A 16,816-nucleotide genomic window follows, 5' to 3' on the forward strand; every position below is an offset into this window, starting at 1 on the left:
ATAATGACTGATTAGGAATTTTGTGGAGTAAATTTAGTAGTTCAAAAACAAAAAACGCTTTGCCTTTACAAGCAAAGCGTTTTGCTAAATATGTTAAAGCTAAATCATTACTCCAAATTTTATAAAGGTTAGCTCTAATTTACGAATTAGTTTCTTCTGTTTGAAGTTGTTTTTCAAAAAGTTCTTTATAGGCACCCTCTTTTGCCATAAGTTCATCGTGTGTACCTTGTTCGATAACATGACCCCCATCAAGCATAATAATTTTGTCTGCTAACTTGGCCGAAGATACTCGGTGCGAAATCACAACCGAAGTTCTTCCTTTCATAATTTCTTGAAGATTATTCAAAATCTGATGTTCTGTTTTGGTATCTACTGCCGAGAGACAATCATCCAGAATTAGAATCTTTGGGCTTTTAGCAATGGCTCTCGCGATTGACAAACGCTGTTTTTGACCACCCGATAATGTCACACCTCTTTCGCCCAACACGGTGTCAAATTTTTCAGGAAAGTCCATAATGTTATTATACAAATCGGCATCTTTGGTCGCTTGAATAACTTGTTCGTCCGACATATCTAGGCTTCCAAAGCGTACATTATTTTTGATTGAATCAGAGAATAAGAACACATCTTGAGGTACATAGCCTATTTGACCACGTAGACTTTGAACATTCCATTCTTTTAAATCAAAGCCATCAATTTTGATTTGTCCTTCGGTGGTATCATACATTCTACAAAGCAAATTAGCAACAGTACTTTTACCAGATCCTGTAGTTCCTAAAATCGCTACAGATTCTCCAGCTTTTACGTGCATACTAAAATCATGCAATGCTTCGATGCCTGAGTCAGGATACACAAACTTTAGGTGATTTATATCAATAGTTCCTTCAATAGGTTGTGAAATATCTTTCGTTGAAACAATATCTGTTTTGATATTCAAAAATTCATTAATACGTTGTTGTGAAGCTGCCGCACGTTGGATTTGAGAAGTCGTCCAACCCAAGGCAATCATTGGCCATGTGAGCATATACACATACATGATAAACTCCGTAATGCTACCTGGGGTAAGTCTTCCTGCCATTACTTCTTGTCCACCAATGTACACAACCAATACGGAACTCAACCCTGCCAAAATAGAAACCAAAGGCGTAAATAGAGAATCGACTTTTACCAAATCCAATGATTTTTCACGATAAATATTCGATTGTTTCGTAAAAGCTACTGTAGAAGGTTCTTCTTGAACAAAAGCTTTTAACACCCTAATTCCTGAAAAAGCTTCCTGAACAAAAGTGGATATTTTGGAAAGATTGGCTTGTATCTCTTCTGATTTACGAATGATAATGGTATTGACAAAATAGATACTTCCTGATAAAAATGGAACAGGTAAAAGCACATACCAAGTCAACTTGGCATTCACTGAAAGCATATATCCAACCACCAAAATAAATACCGAAATCAGGTTGAGCCCGTACATCAAACTTGGCCCTACGTACATTCTTACTTTGCCAACATCTTCCGAAATACGAGCCATTAAATCACCAGTATTGTTTTTACGATAAAAACTCAAAGGCAAAGTTTGATAATGATGATAGATTTCGTTTTTGAGGTCATACTCAATATGACGTGACATCACAATAAGAGTTTGTCTTACAAAAAATAAGAAAATCCCTTTTAGTAAAGCCATGATGAGAATCAAAGAGCCATAGAGTAAAATCGAGAAAGCAAAGATTTCATATACAACGGTTTGTGCGCCAAATCCATCATAAAGAAAATAGAAAGAGATAGTTTCTTTTACTAAATCTAAAGCGTAACGAACGATTTGGGCAGGAACTACTCCAAACAAATTGGAGATAAACGTAAAAAGCGTACCCAGAATCAAATACCACTTATATTGGAAGAAATACTTATTGAGATGTTTTAATGCTTTCATGTATGATTAACCAATGTCAATCCGCAATAGTTTCCAGCGAATGCGATACATTGATATGTTTTTGGGTCTATTGTACAATCTTCTACAAACATAATTAGATGATTGTGGATTTCGGATATTTGATTTTGTTTTTTTGCTTATCCCTTATATATTGAAAAGGTACTTCTTGAGGTTTTGAGTTGATTTAGAAAGAATTGCGAAAAGAATTGACAATTTTGAGAGTTAATCTTCCAAATGCTAAAATCACTATTCAAAATCGAAGCTTTTTTTCTTTTTACTAATGTATGTTTCTAAAAAAAATACTAATTTTGCACACTGAATTTCAGCGCCAAGGTATGGTGCAGTTAAAAATTTACAAAAAACGTTCTTTGCATATCCAATGGTCAACCGACGCTTACTCCGTACAAAAGCATTCCAAACTATCTATGCCTTCCGCACAGTGGAACGTGCCAATTATCAATTAGCCTTCGATTATATTGCCGAGCAATTTTTACCAAATCTTGATTTAATGATTCCGAAAGAAGAACAGATGCCTAAACTTGAAGGTTTACGCAAGCTGGCAGAACTCTATTTCGAAGAATTGTTCAAGGGTGAGGTTAAAGCTGAGGATATTCCTGCTGACTCGAAAAATGCGGGAAGACAAGCATTAGCAATTTATCGCGATGCGGTAAAACGCGACCGTGTGCGTATCAAGCACGCTATGATTGAAGAAGTAGAAAAAATCTATGATAATTATTTGAAATTACTTTTGTTGTTGGTCGAACTTGCCGACGTGGCAGTTTGGGATGAGCAACGTCGCCTTTTGGAAAGTGAACACAAAACTTCTCGTTTTGGCGAAAACCAAGTAATTCTTGCCCTTCGTAATCTTCCTAACTTCGAAAACGAAATTATCAGACGTGACCTTCGTTGGACAGAAGATGACCAAAACTTTATCCGTAAACTTTTCTTGGATGCTGTTTTGCCAGATACCGAGTTCCAATCATACCTTCGTACATCAAAACACAATTTTGAAGAAGATTTAGCCATTGTTGTACATATTCTTAAGACTTTCATTTTGAAACATCACTCTGTGGTGGCGTATTTTGAAGAAAAAGACTTAAATTGGGGCGAAAATAAAGATGTTTTGAAAAGCTTAACAACGAAGACTTTCAAAATCCAAAACATTGCTGAGTTGGTGTTACAGCCATTAGCCTTGAATTGGGACGACGATAAATTTTACTTTACAGACCTATTTGACCAAACACTTAACAATGACGATGAGTATGAAAAAATCATCATTGAGCAAACCAAAAACTGGGAAGCTGACCGTTTGGCAATGACCGACATGATTATCTTGAAAATGGGCTTGGCCGAAATGATTCATTTCTCAAGTATTCCAGTAAAAGTTTCTATCAACGAATATATCGAACTTGCCAAAAATTACTCGACGCCAAAATCGGGACAATTTGTAAACGGTTTATTAGATGTCCTTTCACAAAAGCTTGCTGAGGACGGCATCGTTCGTAAGTCTGGTCGTGGTTTGATTGATAATAAATAATTTTGATTGATGAGTTGTGGATGTTGATGTATATATTCGCAACTCATTGAATAATAAAAGTAGGCGATTAGTAGCCTGGTTATGGTGCGAAATGGATTGTAAACAGCAATGTTTACGATATATGTTTGAAAATTAGATGATAAAACGTGTTAGCTGACATCAAACCTATTTTGCCATAGCTTACCGCTCTACTAACGTCTTAACACTTGGTTCAGTTATAAATCTAATTAACGAAAACAACTCATGAGCAAATCATCAAAGACCTTTTGGGCATTTATGACAGGTGCTGCTGTTGGTGCGGTGTTGGGCATCTTGTATGCTCCAGATAAAGGAGAAAATACTCGTAGCAAATTGTTGTTCCAATTGCAAAAATATCGTGACCAACTACAAAACCTTATCACTGATTTGATTGATGGAAAAGAAATTCCTGAAACAATGGCAAAATCAGAAGGGAAGAAAGTAGTAAATGAAGCTCGTGAAAAAGCGGAAAGACTACTCGAAGATGTAGAAAATATGATGAATCAAATTAAAGCAAAAGCTTAATAGAACTCAAAAATACAGACGGTTGGTCAACACACACACCAATCGTCTGTTCTTCTTTTTGCCTTTATCATCATGAAAAAAATTCTTATCGTTGCTACAGCACTTGTAGCATTGGCAGCTTGCCAAAACAAACAAAAATCAACTAGCGAAGCTTTAGCCGATTCATTGGCGGGTCTTCGCCCTACAGCCGACAGCTTCCCTGTGATGCAAATCGATACTTCATTTGTCGATCTTGGCACACTTACCGAAGGCGATTCTGTCGTTCATACCTACAAATTCAAAAATACTGGAAACATGCCGTTGGTAATTAGTAATGTAAGTACTTCTTGTGGTTGTACTACACCTTCTTACTCAACACAGCCAGTAGCTCCGGGTGAACAAGGCTTTATTACGGTGAAGTTTAACAGTAAAAATAAAGAAGGTAAACAGAATAAAACCATTACGGCGTATGCCAACACGGTGCCTTCCGAAAATACCTTTAGCTTTAAAGTAGAAGTGTTTAAAAGAAAATAAGAATTTCTAAGCACAAAAGAATCCCAATAATTCCCATCTTTGGGAATATTTTCAAATGTTAAATCTTCAAATTGGTAAAATTTTATGTTGAATTCAATTCTTTTACAAGTAGCAGGTAGTAATATGTCATCATTGTTTTTGATTGTTGGGATGTTTGTAATCATGTATTTTTTCATGATTCGTCCTCAACAAAAGAAGCAAAAAGAACAACAATCGTATGTAGATTCGCTTAAAGCTGGTGACAAAGTAGTTACAATTGGTGGCGCTCACGGAACAATCGTTTCGGTTCGTGAAAAGACCGTTGTTGTTGAGGTTGATGCTAGCAAAGGTGTACGTATTGTATTTCTAAAGACAGCCATTTCTAAAGATGCTTCTTCTCAGTTAACTGCTGAATAAGTAGTAATGAGCACTTCATCTAAGGAAATAGAGTGGGTGTGAAGATTTACATTTCTCTTTTCTGACTGAAATTTAATTTTCGATGAAACCAAATACTTCTAAAACAGACTATCGTGCGTTTTTTCTAAGCATTTTGGCTGCAACAGTTTTTTGGATAATGAACGCATTGAATAAAGACGGTTATTCCCAAAAGATTTCGTTTCCGCTTCGTTTTACGTACAACGATTCTCTGTATATCCCAACTCAGCCATTACCCGAAAAAATTACTGTACATGTAACAGGTAACGGATGGAGTTTGCTACGAAAAGCCTTGGCTTTGGACGTAGCACCCGTATATTACTCGATTAATAAGCCTTTAAAAACTAGGTTTTTAAATACAGGTTCGTTAGCCGACTCTCTTTCTGATTATATCAAAGATGTTCGTGTAAATTATGTTGTGACCGACCGCTTTGAATTGGAGTTTGATAAAAAAGTAAAACGCACTATCAGGTTGCGTGTCGATAGTCTAAATATTCCTTTACAGGAACGCTATATTGTTTCTAGTGTGATTAATCTCAATCCTAGTACAATTGAAGTGGAAGGACCAGAAAGTACCTTGAATGAGCTAGGAGAGATACTTAGTGTCAAAGTACCAGGTCGCCGAATTCAAGATAACTATGACGATGAAATAAGAATTCCACTTCCTAAAAATTCTTATCTCAAAGCCAATAAAGAACGTGTTTCGGTGAGTTTTGAAGTTGCAGAATTATTGAAGTAATTCATAAATTAGTAGCCGATAGAAAACTATCGGCTATTTTTTTGTCTTTTTATCAAATGGAAACAAAATCTATTGTTGTTGGCATTACAGGAGGTATTGGCTCAGGCAAAAGTACTGTAGCCAAAGTATTTTCGCTATTGGGCGTACCCATTTACGAAGCCGATTCGAGAGCGAAATGGATTATTATCCAAAATCAGGAGCTAAAAAAAGATATTATTGCATTGTTGGGTACTGAGGCATATTTGCCTGATGGTAGCTATAATCGTACTTGGGTAGCGGCGCAAGTTTTTGGACAACCAGCATTGTTACAGCAGCTCAATACCCTTGTGCATCCTGCTGTACGCAGGGATGCGCAAGATTGGGTAATACAGCATCAGGAAGCGCCTTATGTATTGTATGAGGCTGCCTTGTTAAAAGGCGCGGGAGATGGTAATCTTTGTAATAAAATTATTAGTGTAATAGCTCCGATTGATTTAAGAGTACAACGTGTCAAATTAAGAGATAATCGTTCGGAAGAAGAAATAAGAGCAATCATCGAAAGACAACTTCCAGATGCTGAGCGAATCAAGTTTTCGGATTGGCTTATCCAAAATGATGACCAGACCCCAGTAATTCCACAAGTTTTACAGATTCATCATAGCTTGCTCAAATGAAGAATGAGTTTTCATATTTCGAAAAGCAAAAAAAGAGACTATCCGAAAGAATAGCCTCTTTTAAACCTTTTAACACTACAATATTTTATTGGTGTCTCACTAATAATTTTTTGGTTACCAATGAGCGTCCATCTGCTGTCAATTGATATAAATAAATGCCGTTTGGCCAATCTTTTGTTGAGATTCTAGACTTACGTTGATCTTTTTCTAAAATCTCTTCTTTCACTTCACTTCCCAAAATATTATAGAAAGTAATCTTTGCTTCACTTACTTGAGAGGAGATATTAAAATTAATATCTGCATGGTCGTCTGCTGGGTTTGGAAAAATATTAGATACCCAAAGCTTATCGTTAGAGAACAAATGTTCTTCTGCGTTCAATGTTTCTTCTGTACGAGCTGTTTCAGCTACAACATTGTTATTTGTAACCTCATTTTTTGCAACAGTCTTTGTTGATTGTTGTGACAATAACGAGTTTGAAAAATACTGATTGATGGCTGTAGAGCGTTGTACATGAATACCACGATCAAGTGTATTCGAATAAGGTTGAAAATAAGAAAAAGTAGATTTTCTTAAAGTTGAAACCGTGGATGCTGAAGTGCTAGTTTTTTGCTTAGGCTTAATATCCAAACGGCTTTTATATTTATTTTCAGCTTGGGCGTTAGCATCAATGCTCGACATCACTGCTGTCAGCATCAATAAACTACCCAATATGTATTTTTGTAGAAGTTTCATTTCATCTAGTTGGTATTAATAAATTTTAAAACAAAAAATAAGGAAATTTGTAATGATAAATTTAAAATCACTTTGGTGTTATTTTATTCTAAAGCAATAACCATACAAACTTTATACTATAGACTGATAAATGTATAAAAAGGTTGCTCTGAACGTAAAATTTTTTTTACTATTTACACAATAAATTCGCATAAGTACTATTACACAAAAATATAGTAAAATATTTCAATTATACTATCACTAACTATTTTTTAATATTTTTTTTAGCTAACGGCTTTGCAGGCGTTTTAACGGTGTTTTTCTTCTGTGAGACAGAATCTTTGGGTACAGGTTTAGTCTCGATAGGAGCTATATAAGCTACTTTTTTCAAAATACCTTCTTTACTAGGCTTATCTGCAATTTTCCATCTAAAACCATCCAATTCTTTATCATCTTCTTTGATTTCTTTGGGAGGCATGAATTTTCCGTCAGGTTTGGCCAAAAAGGCAATTTTTGTGATTTTACTTTTCCCAAAATACATATTCATTTTGCTACACTGAACACGGTTCATTCCTGTCATTTTATTTTTGTCGTCTATCGCAAAATAAATACTTTCGCCATTACCGTCTACACTTACTTTTTCTACCTTTGAATCTTTAGTAAAGTTGGCTACAATCTTACGCCCTTTCACTTGATTATAATTATTAAGTGTATCTACCGAAACTACAAAAGATTTACCTTTCATATTCATGACATGTACTTTGTTATTTTTCAACAAAATGTTGATAGAATCGGCTTCTGATTGGTTTTTATTATTCCAAAGAATGGGTTTCTGATAAAAATAAATCGTCGAATCGGATACATTATAACTCAGCGAATCACATTTTGCCGAAAGGTCAGATTTATACACTTGAACCTTTTTATAGGCATAAAGTTTACGTGTTTTTGTTTCTTTGTTATCTAAGGATACTAAAGTATCAGCAGTAAGAAATAGTGTATCGTTTTCGAATACATTTTTCAATAAGGCTCTTCCAAAAACTCTTGTAACACCTGTTTTCTTGGCATATCGCCCATGCTCTCCTGTAAGAATTGCTTTATCTTTTTTCGAAACAAAAACGATATTTCCATTGGCAATCCCAATCTCGGTAGGAGGGTCATAAATCATCGTATCGGCAGTCATGACATAGTCATCCGTCTTGACGGTTGAACGTCCTTTGAGATTGGCAATTTTTGTAATGGTATTATATTGACTTCCGGGGTTGGCATAGGTCGTATCCTTTTTGTTGACAATCGTGGTTGGGGCTATAAAAAAGGCCTCCTTCGATAATGTGCTGTAGCGCAAAGAGTCGGCGGTAAGTGAGCCATCTTTGTCTACAACTTTAACATTATGCTTAAAATCAAAAAGCTTCGTAACCGTATTATAATAACCTTCACGACTGGTCAGAGTACTTTTTTTATCCACAATTTTCCCGTTGGTATTGTAGTATGCCACGTGTGAATTGAGGTTGTAATCCATCTGTTTGGTCGTCAGAATGATAGTGCCATCGTCGAGTTTGACACGCCCGTTCATTTTTGCCAGTCTGTCGTTACCAAAGTAATAGGCAGTATCACCCGTAATAGTCACAGTGTCAGCCTGAATGATTTTTACTTTGCCATATGCTTCCAAAACGTTGGTGGTTTCATTCAAAATAGCTTGCGTACAGTACACCAAAGTGGTACCTTGACGTAGGGCTACATTGCCCAAAAGCTTACGAATTTGCATGAAAGGGGTATTTTGTCCCACCAAGCTATCTGCCTTGATAATTTCTACCTGACTTTGTCCAAAAGAAGTTGATTGAAAGCCCAAAAGACTGAAAATCATGAACAAAAGGATATACGGTTTTGAGGCAAAAAAAGATTTCTTTGTCTCAAATGAAGGAATCGAGCCGATAAATGTCCCGATTTGCTGTATTTTAGAGTAACTTTGTCGCATCATATTAGAGCTACAAAATTAGCCAATAAAACCATGCTTGACGAGTTTTTAACGTTTATTAACAACAAAAATCTGATTAATTCTTCCGATAAAGTCCTCTTGGCTGTAAGTGGTGGAATGGACTCAGTAGTAATGTGTGATTTATTTAGCAAAGCCAAAATCGACTTTGCGATTGCGCACTGTAATTTTGGACTTCGTGGCGAAGAATCAAACGAAGATGAGACTTTTGTAAAAAAGCTTTCTATAAAATACAAAGTTCCATTCTTTGTAACTACTTTTCAAACGGCTGAATTTGCTGAGAATGAGAAGGTTTCAATCCAGATGGCTGCAAGAATTTTAAGATACCAGTGGTTTGAAAAGTTGCGTACTCAGCATCAATTTGACTATATCGCTACGGCGCATCATCAGAATGATGTCTTAGAAACGGTACTTTTGAACCTGACAAAAGGCACAGGCATTGCAGGAATGCACGGTATCCAAATCAAAAATGGCGTAATCATTCGCCCAATTTGGTTTGCTGAAAAAGAAAAAATATTTGATTATGTAGTTGAAAATCAAATTATTTGGCGTGAAGACTCTTCAAATGAGTCTAATAAGTACCAACGTAATTTGATTCGTAATGAGGTGGTTCCTCTGTTGAAGCAAATCAATCCAAATTTGGAGCAGACTATTCAACAGACTGTAGAGCGTATTGCGGCAGTGGAGGAGATTTTTTATCAAGAAATCGAAATGCTTCGTAAGCAAATTGTTTGGAGTGATGGCAAGGTGTTTTTTGTGAATTACAAAGCGATTCAGACGCTTTCGCAACCAATTGTAAAACTTACAGAATTGCTAAAGCCTTTCAACTTTACTTATCAGCAATGCCAAGAGATTTTTGCTAGTTTTGACAAAGAACCTGGTCGCACTTTCTTATCACCTACGCATGAGCTGGTGAAGGATAGAACCGAATTGGTTATTACGCTCAAAAATTTGACTAGCTTCGAAAGTCGCGTCATTGAAGCAAATGATACTAAGGTTAGAACAGATAGTTTCCAATTAGATTTTGAGGTTTTTGATCGCCCAGATGATTATAAAGTGCCAACTGCGAAAAAGTATGCTTGTTTGGATGCTGACAAAGTTCGTTTCCCGTTGCAACTTCGCAAATACAAAGAAGGAGATTGGTTCTGCCCACTGGGAATGAATAAGAAAAAATTGATAAGTGACTTCTTGACAGACCAAAAAGTGCCTTTGAATCTGAAAAAAGAAACTTACTTGCTTACCTCCAATGGCTCAACCATGTGGGTGGTCAATCAGCGCGTAGATGACCGTTTTAAGGTAACAGATAAAACTACTCGTATTTTGTTGATTGAGTGTTTTAGTTAGGGTTAAAAATAGATAGAGAATATACCCTCGAAGGAATTTGTGTCTTTCGGGGGTATTTTTTTATACTTTTACAAAAAAATAGACCACTCCTGTAATTCTTCCATAGTTATGACGACAAATGTCATAAATTCCTTAAAATGAGTTTAACGGCAACTTATTTTAGGCAAGGACAACTCATCACTCAAAACTCAGCACTCATACGTGTCCATTGAAAAGCAATTTGTTACGGCATTACAGGCTCATCAAGCAATCATCCACAAAATTTGTGGGATGTATTGCCGTGACCTTGATGATCGAAAAGACCTTTTTCAAGAAATTGTGATACAGTTATGGAAGGCATTTCCAAAGTTTAGACATGAATCCAAAGTTTCTACTTGGGTATATCAGATAGCACTCAATGTGGCGATTTCAGATTTACGAAAAATTAAACGAAAACCTGTTTCTCATTCACTTGACGAACTTCATCATGATATTCCTGATTGGATACCTGATTCAGCACAAGAGGAAAAATTGCAACTTTTATACAAAGCAATGGAACACCTTTCTTCTGTAGAAAAAGCCTTGTTGATGTTATATTTTGAAGAAAAAGAAAACGAAGAAATCGCTGAAATTATGGGCATTACAGCCAATAATGTTAGAGTAAAAATGACTCGAATCAGAGAGAAACTGAGAACTGAAATAGGTCGAAAACAGTAACTTAGTCAGTTAAATCACTCCATTTTAAATTACAATATCCAACATGGAACTAGATGATTTAAAACATATTTGGCAGAATGCAGGTGAAGAATCTCAGCCTTCAATGGATGCTGAGGCTTTATTGCGGCTAACCAAGCAAAGCTCTCAAAATATCATTGAACGTTTGGTTCGTAATATCTGGTATGAACTGGTGGTTTCTATTTTCGTGGTAATCGCATGGTTTTATTATACCTTGTTTTATGCTGAAGAACATTGGAGAATAGGAGGGCTGACGATGGGTATTTTTATGATAGCAAGTTTAGGATTTTACCTGTTGGGTTTGTTTCGCTTAAAGTCTATTTCAATGGCTGATATTTCGTTGAAAGAATCTTTGACACTACTGATTAAACAGTTTAAGCTTTATCTCAAAGCCTATACATGGCTGAATATTTTGTTGATACCATTTGCCAATTTTTTAGGGGCATATCTTATTCTGAGTCCTTTGGAAGATGGCATAAAAACTTCGGCGATGGTAGCTGTTGGCATGGCTCCCTTAATGTGGTGGTTGATGCGTTGGTATATCAATCGTCTTTATGGTCAGCACCTCACACGATTAGAAAGCATTTTGCAAGAATTGAATGAATAGTTTTAGTTTTGTGGTTCAAATAGAACATGAATTATGCAAACAGATATTCTCAAAAATTTATTAGCACAAAAAGTAGAAGCCTTTTCGACTGAGCAGAAAAAACAATATAAGGTGATAGAACTCTACAAAGTTATCAATAAACTTAGTAAGTCCTTGAAAAACAGTGCTCAACAACAAACTGCTCTGAGACTTTTGAAAAAAACAATTGAGGCTATTTCAACCAAAAATCCAGAGCCTTCAGAGGAGTTTCTGAGTAATTACCAAGAATTACGTCAGTATCTCTTTATGGAGTACAAATATGACCCAGAAGCAAAGGCAACGGTTTATTTATTGGTGGGTTTACTTTTTGGAATTGTATTAGGATGGATTGTTAAAAGTTTTTGGCTTGGATTACCCATCGGTTTTTTTGTTGCCTTTTTCTTCTACTATACCTCTCTGAATAATGTGAAGAAGAACTAAAACATTTATCAACGAAAATAAAAACTCAAAACTCCTCACTCAAAATTCAAAACTCAACATGACTTATTTAGCCAAATGTTTTCTCATCGTTTTATGCTTTAGTGCATTGTTGCTTCCGCGCTTGTATGCACAAGAAAAACAGCATTCTTTGTTATGGGAAATTTCTGGAAATGGACTTTCTAAGCCTTCCTATATTTTTGGAACGATACACGCTATTTGTCCAAAGGATTTTGTCATGAATCAAAGCATTGAACAAAGTGTGACAAAAGCATCACAGGTGTATTTGGAGTTGGATATGGACGAGCCTTCGATGATGATGGATATGCAAAAAATGATGTTTATGCCAGAAGGTACAACCCTCAAGTCGTTGATGAAAGAAGGAGATTATCAGTTGGTATCACAGTTTTTTAAAGATTCTATTGGGATAAATGTCGATAAAGTCCAAAAGTTAAAACCTTTTGCGTTGAGTTCAATGACGGTGATGAAAATGCTTAACTGCCCTATCAAAAGCTACGAAATGACTTTTGTAGAAATGGCGAAAGCCCAAAAGAAAGAGGTGTTAGGATTAGAAACAGTTGAAGAACAAATGTCTGCCATCGATAAAATGGGATACGAGCAACAAGCAGATATGATGTTGGTTAAAATGGTAAAAAACTGGAATACCGATAAAAATACCTTTAGCCAAATGATTAAGGATTATAAATCTCAAAACCTAGAGGGTTTACTCAAAGATATGACCTCCTCTTCAACGATAGATGTGGAGTTTGAAAAGAACTTATTGAATGACCGAAATAAAAATTGGGTACCAAGAATCAAAAAAGTTATTCATGAAAAATCTACTTTTTTTGCGGTAGGAGCAGGGCATTTGCCTGGCGAAAATGGAGTGATTAATTTATTGAGAAAAGAAGGCTATACGGTGAAAGCTGTTGTGAAATAAGAAGTTTTTGGTCCATTTATTTGCCGTAGTTTACTATCTTTGAATGAGATGACTCCAATTGAAAAACATATAGATTCGATTGTAAACCTTTGTAAATCACATAAGGTAAAATCATTGTATGTATTTGGTTCAGTTTTGACAAGTCGTTTTGGCTCTGACAGTGATATAGACTTAATTGTAGATTTTGAGAACATCGCATTAGAGGACTATGCCGATAATTATTTCGATTTAAAGTATTCATTACAAACGCTCCTTCAAAAGCCTATTGATTTGCTTGAAGAAAAAGCAATCAAAAATCCTTTTTTTAGAGAGAAAATCACTCAACAAAAAAAAATAATTTATGGGAAATGAGGTGAAAATTTGGCTTTACCAACCAAATTACATCCCCAAAGCCTACTCCCCACTTGATTTATATCATCTTTTTTATTGACGGTGCTAAGAATAATATATGATGTTTCGTTCTACCTTTAGTATATAGAGTTTTCATCCAAAAACAAACTTATCTAAAGCTATGAAACTATCATTTCACGGTGCTGCTCAGACTGTTACAGGTAGTAAGCACTTAATTACCCTAAAAAACGGCAAAAAACTTTTATTGGATTGTGGCATGTTTCAAGGGCGAGGTAACGAAACTGATTCGCTCAACAGAGAATTTGGATTTGACCCTGCCGAAATTGACTATATGGTGCTTTCGCATGCTCATATCGACCACTCAGGTCTGATTCCTAAGCTGGTTAATGAAGGCTATAAAGGGAAAGTCTATTGCACCTATCCTACTAAAGATTTAGCCCAAATCCTCTTGTTAGATTCAGCGCATATTCAAGAAACTGATGCTAAGTTTATCAACAAAAAACGTCGAGATGCTAATAAATCAGCTTTAAAACCATTGTATGAAACACAGGATGTTATGCGTTGTTTGATACGATTTGTGCCCAAAGAACTAGACGAATGGCATCAAATCGATGAGGATATTCAGCTCAAATTTACCGAGGCAGGACATATCCTTGGGGCAGCGGTGGTAAATCTCAGAATTAAAGAAGATGAAGAAATTAAGCATTTGACATTTACAGGCGATGTGGGTCGATACAACGATTCTATTTTGAAATCACCCGCTCCTTTTCCACAAGCAGACATTATTATTTGTGAATCTACTTATGGCGATTCGTTGCATGATGATGCACAAGTTTCTGAAGAAGAATTTATCAAAGTTATTTTGAGAACCTGTTTCGAACGAGAAGGCAAATTGATTATTCCAGCCTTTAGTGTTGGACGTACACAGGAGCTAGTATATATCTTAAATCGTTTGATTGAAAGCGGTAGAATTCCTTCTTTGAATGTATATGTAGACAGTCCACTTTCTACCGAGGCGACGCGAATCACTTACAATCATCCAGAGTGTTTCAATAAAAAACTGTTGAAATATATGGAACATGATGAAAATCCTTTTGACTTTTCAACCTTAAGATATATTACCGATAAAGAATCTTCACAAGATTTAAACCAGAAAAAGGAGCCTTGCATTATCATTTCGGCATCAGGAATGGCAGAGGCAGGGCGTGTAAAACACCATATTGCAAATTCGATTCAAAATTCTAGAAATACCATTTTATTGGCAGGGTATTGTGAGCCCAACTCCTTAGGTGGACGCCTCAAATTACGTCCATCAATTGTCACAATTTTTGGAGAAGAATACCAAGTAAAAGCCGGAATTGCCGAGATAAAAAGCCTTTCAGCACATGCTGATTATGAAGATTTATCCCAGTTTTTATCTTGTCAAGATTCGCAACTAGTCAAGCAGTTTTTTGTAGTGCATGGCGAGCCTGAGGTACAAGAACATTTTAAAAGAAAACTTATCAAGAAAGGTTTCGTGGAAGTATATATACCAGCACCACACCAATCTTTTCATGTCTGATTTTTCTCAGAAATACGACTAATTTCTATCTCATAATGAAGTGATTAGCGTCATTTGGTAGTACATCAATGCTTTGTAGTTTTGACGTAGGAATTCAACCTAAACAGCATTGGTCATGAAAAAAGTTATCGTAGCGTTTGATGGTCTTCATTTCTCAAAAGGAGCAGTAAATTATGCCATTCAGTTGGCCAAAGATAGTGGCTCGGTTATTACGGGCGTATTTTTACACGATTTGTACTATCGCTATGGTGCTTCGGCTACCGTGTTAGAAGGTCAACCCTATTTTGATGCAAGTCCATTGTTGAAATTGGCAGAGGAAGAGGAAGTCGAACTCAATAAGAGTATTCAGCAGTTTGAGTGGTATTGCAAGGAGTTTTACCCACATTATGAGGTCGTAAAAGACATGGGAATTCCTGATTATGATTTGGTACGTGAAAGTCGCTTTGCGGATGTGATTATTGTAGGGGGGGAGGTTTCGTTTACCGAAGAAAAGCAAAAAGCCAATAATCAGTTTGTAAAAGAGCTGTTGAAAGATGCCGAATGTCCTGTTATCGTAGTGCCAGAAGACCCAGACCCGATTCATCATATTACGTTGACGTATGACGGCTCAGCGTCATCGGTTTTTGCGATAAAACAATTTTTATATCTGTTTCCTGCAAAGCGTTATAAAGAATTTACGGTAGTGTCTGTGGCAGAGAAAGAAGGTTCCATGACGATTCCCCGTGAAGAAGCGTTTATTAATTTTCTAAAAAAACAAGTTAGTACGGTCAGTTTTGAGGTGTTACCTCATGGTAATCCTGGCGAAACATTAGCCAATTATATCAATACACATCGTACCTCAATAGTAGTAATGGGGTCGTATGGTAGAAATGTACTATCAAGAATTCTGCATAAAAGTACTTCAGAAGAACTTTTAGAAAACTTGAAAGTGCCTGTATTTATTACACATATTTAAAAGATTGAAGTAGAGAATGTATAAATGGAGCCTAAAATCTCCATAAGCAATTGTAGTTTCATAGAGAGAGATAAGTATTAGGGATTTCAAAAAGCATCGACAAAATTTGTTGATGCTTTTTATTTAATCGTGAATAAATATTGTACATAATTTATAAATACCTCTCTCGTATAATCGACAAATGATGGGCTTCGTGGCCTGCGATAGCCCAAGCGTAGGCGCGTGCAGATACGGAAAAACCATTGGCATTTCCCATACGTGAAGCAATCTCTTCGGTCATTGAACGATAGAGTGCAATCGATGATTCACGTACTAAGCGATATTGTTCTAATAAATCCTCAAAAGGCTGTTCGTTGAAGTTAGCACCGTTCATATATTCGTTTTCGTCAAAGCCGGGCAATGGATTTTTTTCGCCACGAGCAATACACAAAGAACGATACGAAAATATACGCTCAGTATCGGTAATATGACCTAATAATTCCTGAATTGACCATTTCCCTTCGGCATATTGGTATTTTTGTTGCTCAGCTGACACATTTTTCATCAAAAAAAGTACTTCTTCTTTCTGTTTGATAAGCATCTCAATAACATCCTGACTATCAGAATACTCTATGTATCTTGAGAAATACTTATGCTGAGGATACTCAGATTTTTCGGCTTGTCTCATAATTTTTTTTGCTTTTTTTTTACAAAAGTATTGACTTCTTAAAAAAAAGCACTAATTTTGCATCACAATTAAGCAACGCAGTAGCAAAAAGCAAAAATTGTACAAAGGTTTGGTAGTTCAGTTGGTTAGAATACATGCCTGTCACGCATGGGGTCGCGGGTTCGAGTCCCGTCCAGACCGCCAAGTAAAAGTC

Annotated in this window: 18 protein-coding genes and 1 tRNA gene; 15 read left to right on the forward strand and 4 right to left on the reverse strand. The window is 36.1% G+C overall.

The window, feature by feature from the left end; all coding sequences use genetic code 11:
• Positions 1–139: 139 nt before the first annotated feature.
• Complete coding sequence (locus QM491_RS02375; RefSeq protein ID WP_283325648.1) at positions 140–1,927, reverse strand: ABC transporter ATP-binding protein; 1,788 nt, start codon at positions 1,925–1,927, stop codon at positions 140–142.
• 379 nt (positions 1,928–2,306) lie between these two features.
• Between QM491_RS02375 and nusB the strand changes: the two genes are divergently transcribed.
• The 6 genes from nusB to coaE all read left to right on the forward strand — a co-directional run bounded on the left by nusB (position 2,307) and on the right by coaE (position 6,326).
• A complete protein-coding gene (nusB, locus tag QM491_RS02380; protein WP_166550697.1) occupies positions 2,307–3,464 on the forward strand; it encodes a transcription antitermination factor NusB in 1,158 nt (385 codons plus the stop codon).
• A gap of 243 nt (positions 3,465–3,707) precedes the next feature.
• A complete protein-coding gene (locus tag QM491_RS02385; RefSeq protein ID WP_166550698.1) occupies positions 3,708–4,007 on the forward strand; it encodes a YtxH domain-containing protein in 300 nt (99 codons plus the stop codon).
• A gap of 72 nt (positions 4,008–4,079) precedes the next feature.
• Complete coding sequence (locus tag QM491_RS02390) at positions 4,080–4,520, forward strand: DUF1573 domain-containing protein (protein ID WP_283325649.1); 441 nt, start codon at positions 4,080–4,082, stop codon at positions 4,518–4,520.
• An 84-nt stretch (positions 4,521–4,604) separates the two neighbouring features.
• Entirely contained in the window at positions 4,605–4,916 is a 312-nt protein-coding gene (yajC, locus tag QM491_RS02395) for a preprotein translocase subunit YajC (protein WP_283325650.1), read from the forward strand.
• An 82-nt stretch (positions 4,917–4,998) separates the two neighbouring features.
• Positions 4,999–5,673, forward strand: coding sequence for a YbbR-like domain-containing protein (locus QM491_RS02400; protein ID WP_283325651.1), 675 nt, complete (start codon positions 4,999–5,001; stop codon positions 5,671–5,673).
• Positions 5,674–5,729: 56 nt separating this feature from the next.
• Positions 5,730–6,326, forward strand: a complete 597-nt coding sequence (gene coaE, locus QM491_RS02405) for a dephospho-CoA kinase (protein WP_283325652.1) — start codon at positions 5,730–5,732, stop codon at positions 6,324–6,326.
• Between the two features lie 85 nt (positions 6,327–6,411).
• Here the strand turns inward: coaE and QM491_RS02410 are convergent, their stop codons facing one another.
• Both QM491_RS02410 and QM491_RS02415 read right to left on the reverse strand, forming a co-directional pair.
• On the reverse strand, positions 6,412–7,059 hold the full coding sequence (locus QM491_RS02410; protein WP_283325653.1) for a T9SS type A sorting domain-containing protein: 648 nt from the start codon (positions 7,057–7,059) through the stop codon (positions 6,412–6,414).
• Positions 7,060–7,303: 244 nt separating this feature from the next.
• Positions 7,304–8,899: an OstA-like protein gene (locus tag QM491_RS02415; RefSeq protein WP_283325654.1), complete on the reverse strand. Its 1,596-nt coding sequence runs from the start codon at positions 8,897–8,899 to the stop codon at positions 7,304–7,306.
• 144 nt (positions 8,900–9,043) lie between these two features.
• Here QM491_RS02415 and tilS point away from each other — a divergent pair, with 144 nt between their 5' ends.
• The 8 genes from tilS to QM491_RS02455 all read left to right on the forward strand — a co-directional run bounded on the left by tilS (position 9,044) and on the right by QM491_RS02455 (position 15,956).
• Positions 9,044–10,372, forward strand: a complete 1,329-nt coding sequence (tilS, locus tag QM491_RS02420; RefSeq protein ID WP_283325655.1) for a tRNA lysidine(34) synthetase TilS — start codon at positions 9,044–9,046, stop codon at positions 10,370–10,372.
• 201 nt (positions 10,373–10,573) lie between these two features.
• On the forward strand, positions 10,574–11,068 hold the full coding sequence (locus QM491_RS02425; protein ID WP_283325656.1) for an RNA polymerase sigma factor: 495 nt from the start codon (positions 10,574–10,576) through the stop codon (positions 11,066–11,068).
• Between the two features lie 43 nt (positions 11,069–11,111).
• Positions 11,112–11,693, forward strand: a complete 582-nt coding sequence (locus QM491_RS02430) for a hypothetical protein (protein ID WP_283325657.1) — start codon at positions 11,112–11,114, stop codon at positions 11,691–11,693.
• Positions 11,694–11,726: 33 nt separating this feature from the next.
• Positions 11,727–12,152, forward strand: coding sequence for a hypothetical protein (locus QM491_RS02435; RefSeq protein ID WP_283325658.1), 426 nt, complete (start codon positions 11,727–11,729; stop codon positions 12,150–12,152).
• 58 nt (positions 12,153–12,210) lie between these two features.
• A complete protein-coding gene (locus tag QM491_RS02440) occupies positions 12,211–13,089 on the forward strand; it encodes a TraB/GumN family protein (RefSeq protein WP_283325659.1) in 879 nt (292 codons plus the stop codon).
• 48 nt (positions 13,090–13,137) lie between these two features.
• A complete protein-coding gene (locus QM491_RS02445) occupies positions 13,138–13,440 on the forward strand; it encodes a nucleotidyltransferase family protein (RefSeq protein WP_283325660.1) in 303 nt (100 codons plus the stop codon).
• 160 nt (positions 13,441–13,600) lie between these two features.
• On the forward strand, positions 13,601–15,001 hold the full coding sequence (locus tag QM491_RS02450; RefSeq protein WP_283325661.1) for an MBL fold metallo-hydrolase RNA specificity domain-containing protein: 1,401 nt from the start codon (positions 13,601–13,603) through the stop codon (positions 14,999–15,001).
• A 115-nt stretch (positions 15,002–15,116) separates the two neighbouring features.
• The gene (locus QM491_RS02455) at positions 15,117–15,956 is read left to right on the forward strand and encodes a universal stress protein (RefSeq protein ID WP_283325662.1); all 840 of its coding nucleotides are present in this window, start codon (positions 15,117–15,119) and stop codon (positions 15,954–15,956) included.
• A gap of 151 nt (positions 15,957–16,107) precedes the next feature.
• Here QM491_RS02455 and QM491_RS02460 read toward each other — a convergent pair whose 3' ends face one another.
• Positions 16,108–16,623 (reverse strand): DinB family protein, encoded by a 516-nt coding sequence (locus tag QM491_RS02460; RefSeq protein ID WP_283325663.1) that lies wholly within the window; start codon positions 16,621–16,623, stop codon positions 16,108–16,110.
• Positions 16,624–16,729: 106 nt separating this feature from the next.
• On the opposite strand from QM491_RS02460, the gene QM491_RS02465 reads away from it, so the two are divergent.
• A tRNA-Asp gene (locus QM491_RS02465) sits at positions 16,730–16,806 on the forward strand.
• The last annotated feature ends 10 nt before the right edge of the window (positions 16,807–16,816 follow it).

The sequence above is a fragment of the Flectobacillus longus genome, assembly GCF_030056705.1.
Classification (GTDB): Bacteria; Bacteroidota; Bacteroidia; order Cytophagales; family Spirosomataceae; genus Flectobacillus; species Flectobacillus longus.

What these genes read in the sequence shown, in the direction of transcription:
- QM491_RS02450 (WP_283325661.1), top strand. Translation starts at nt 13,601, where the DNA reads ATGAAACTATCATTTCACGGTGCTGCTCAGACTGTTACAGGTAGTAAG.
- QM491_RS02455 (WP_283325662.1), top strand. Translation starts at nt 15,117, where the DNA reads ATGAAAAAAGTTATCGTAGCGTTTGATGGTCTTCATTTCTCAAAAGGA.
- nusB (WP_166550697.1), top strand. Translation starts at nt 2,307, where the DNA reads ATGGTCAACCGACGCTTACTCCGTACAAAAGCATTCCAAACTATCTAT.
- yajC (WP_283325650.1), top strand. Translation starts at nt 4,605, where the DNA reads ATGTTGAATTCAATTCTTTTACAAGTAGCAGGTAGTAATATGTCATCA.
- coaE (WP_283325652.1), top strand. Translation starts at nt 5,730, where the DNA reads ATGGAAACAAAATCTATTGTTGTTGGCATTACAGGAGGTATTGGCTCA.
- QM491_RS02410 (WP_283325653.1), bottom strand. Translation starts at nt 7,059, where the DNA reads ATGAAACTTCTACAAAAATACATATTGGGTAGTTTATTGATGCTGACA.
- QM491_RS02385 (WP_166550698.1), top strand. Translation starts at nt 3,708, where the DNA reads ATGAGCAAATCATCAAAGACCTTTTGGGCATTTATGACAGGTGCTGCT.
- QM491_RS02430 (WP_283325657.1), top strand. Translation starts at nt 11,112, where the DNA reads ATGGAACTAGATGATTTAAAACATATTTGGCAGAATGCAGGTGAAGAA.
- QM491_RS02415 (WP_283325654.1), bottom strand. Translation starts at nt 8,899, where the DNA reads ATGATTTTCAGTCTTTTGGGCTTTCAATCAACTTCTTTTGGACAAAGT.
- QM491_RS02390 (WP_283325649.1), top strand. Translation starts at nt 4,080, where the DNA reads ATGAAAAAAATTCTTATCGTTGCTACAGCACTTGTAGCATTGGCAGCT.
- QM491_RS02460 (WP_283325663.1), bottom strand. Translation starts at nt 16,623, where the DNA reads ATGAGACAAGCCGAAAAATCTGAGTATCCTCAGCATAAGTATTTCTCA.
- QM491_RS02435 (WP_283325658.1), top strand. Translation starts at nt 11,727, where the DNA reads ATGCAAACAGATATTCTCAAAAATTTATTAGCACAAAAAGTAGAAGCC.
- QM491_RS02440 (WP_283325659.1), top strand. Translation starts at nt 12,211, where the DNA reads ATGACTTATTTAGCCAAATGTTTTCTCATCGTTTTATGCTTTAGTGCA.
- QM491_RS02445 (WP_283325660.1), top strand. Translation starts at nt 13,138, where the DNA reads ATGACTCCAATTGAAAAACATATAGATTCGATTGTAAACCTTTGTAAA.
- QM491_RS02375 (WP_283325648.1), bottom strand. Translation starts at nt 1,927, where the DNA reads ATGAAAGCATTAAAACATCTCAATAAGTATTTCTTCCAATATAAGTGG.
- tilS (WP_283325655.1), top strand. Translation starts at nt 9,044, where the DNA reads ATGCTTGACGAGTTTTTAACGTTTATTAACAACAAAAATCTGATTAAT.
- QM491_RS02400 (WP_283325651.1), top strand. Translation starts at nt 4,999, where the DNA reads ATGAAACCAAATACTTCTAAAACAGACTATCGTGCGTTTTTTCTAAGC.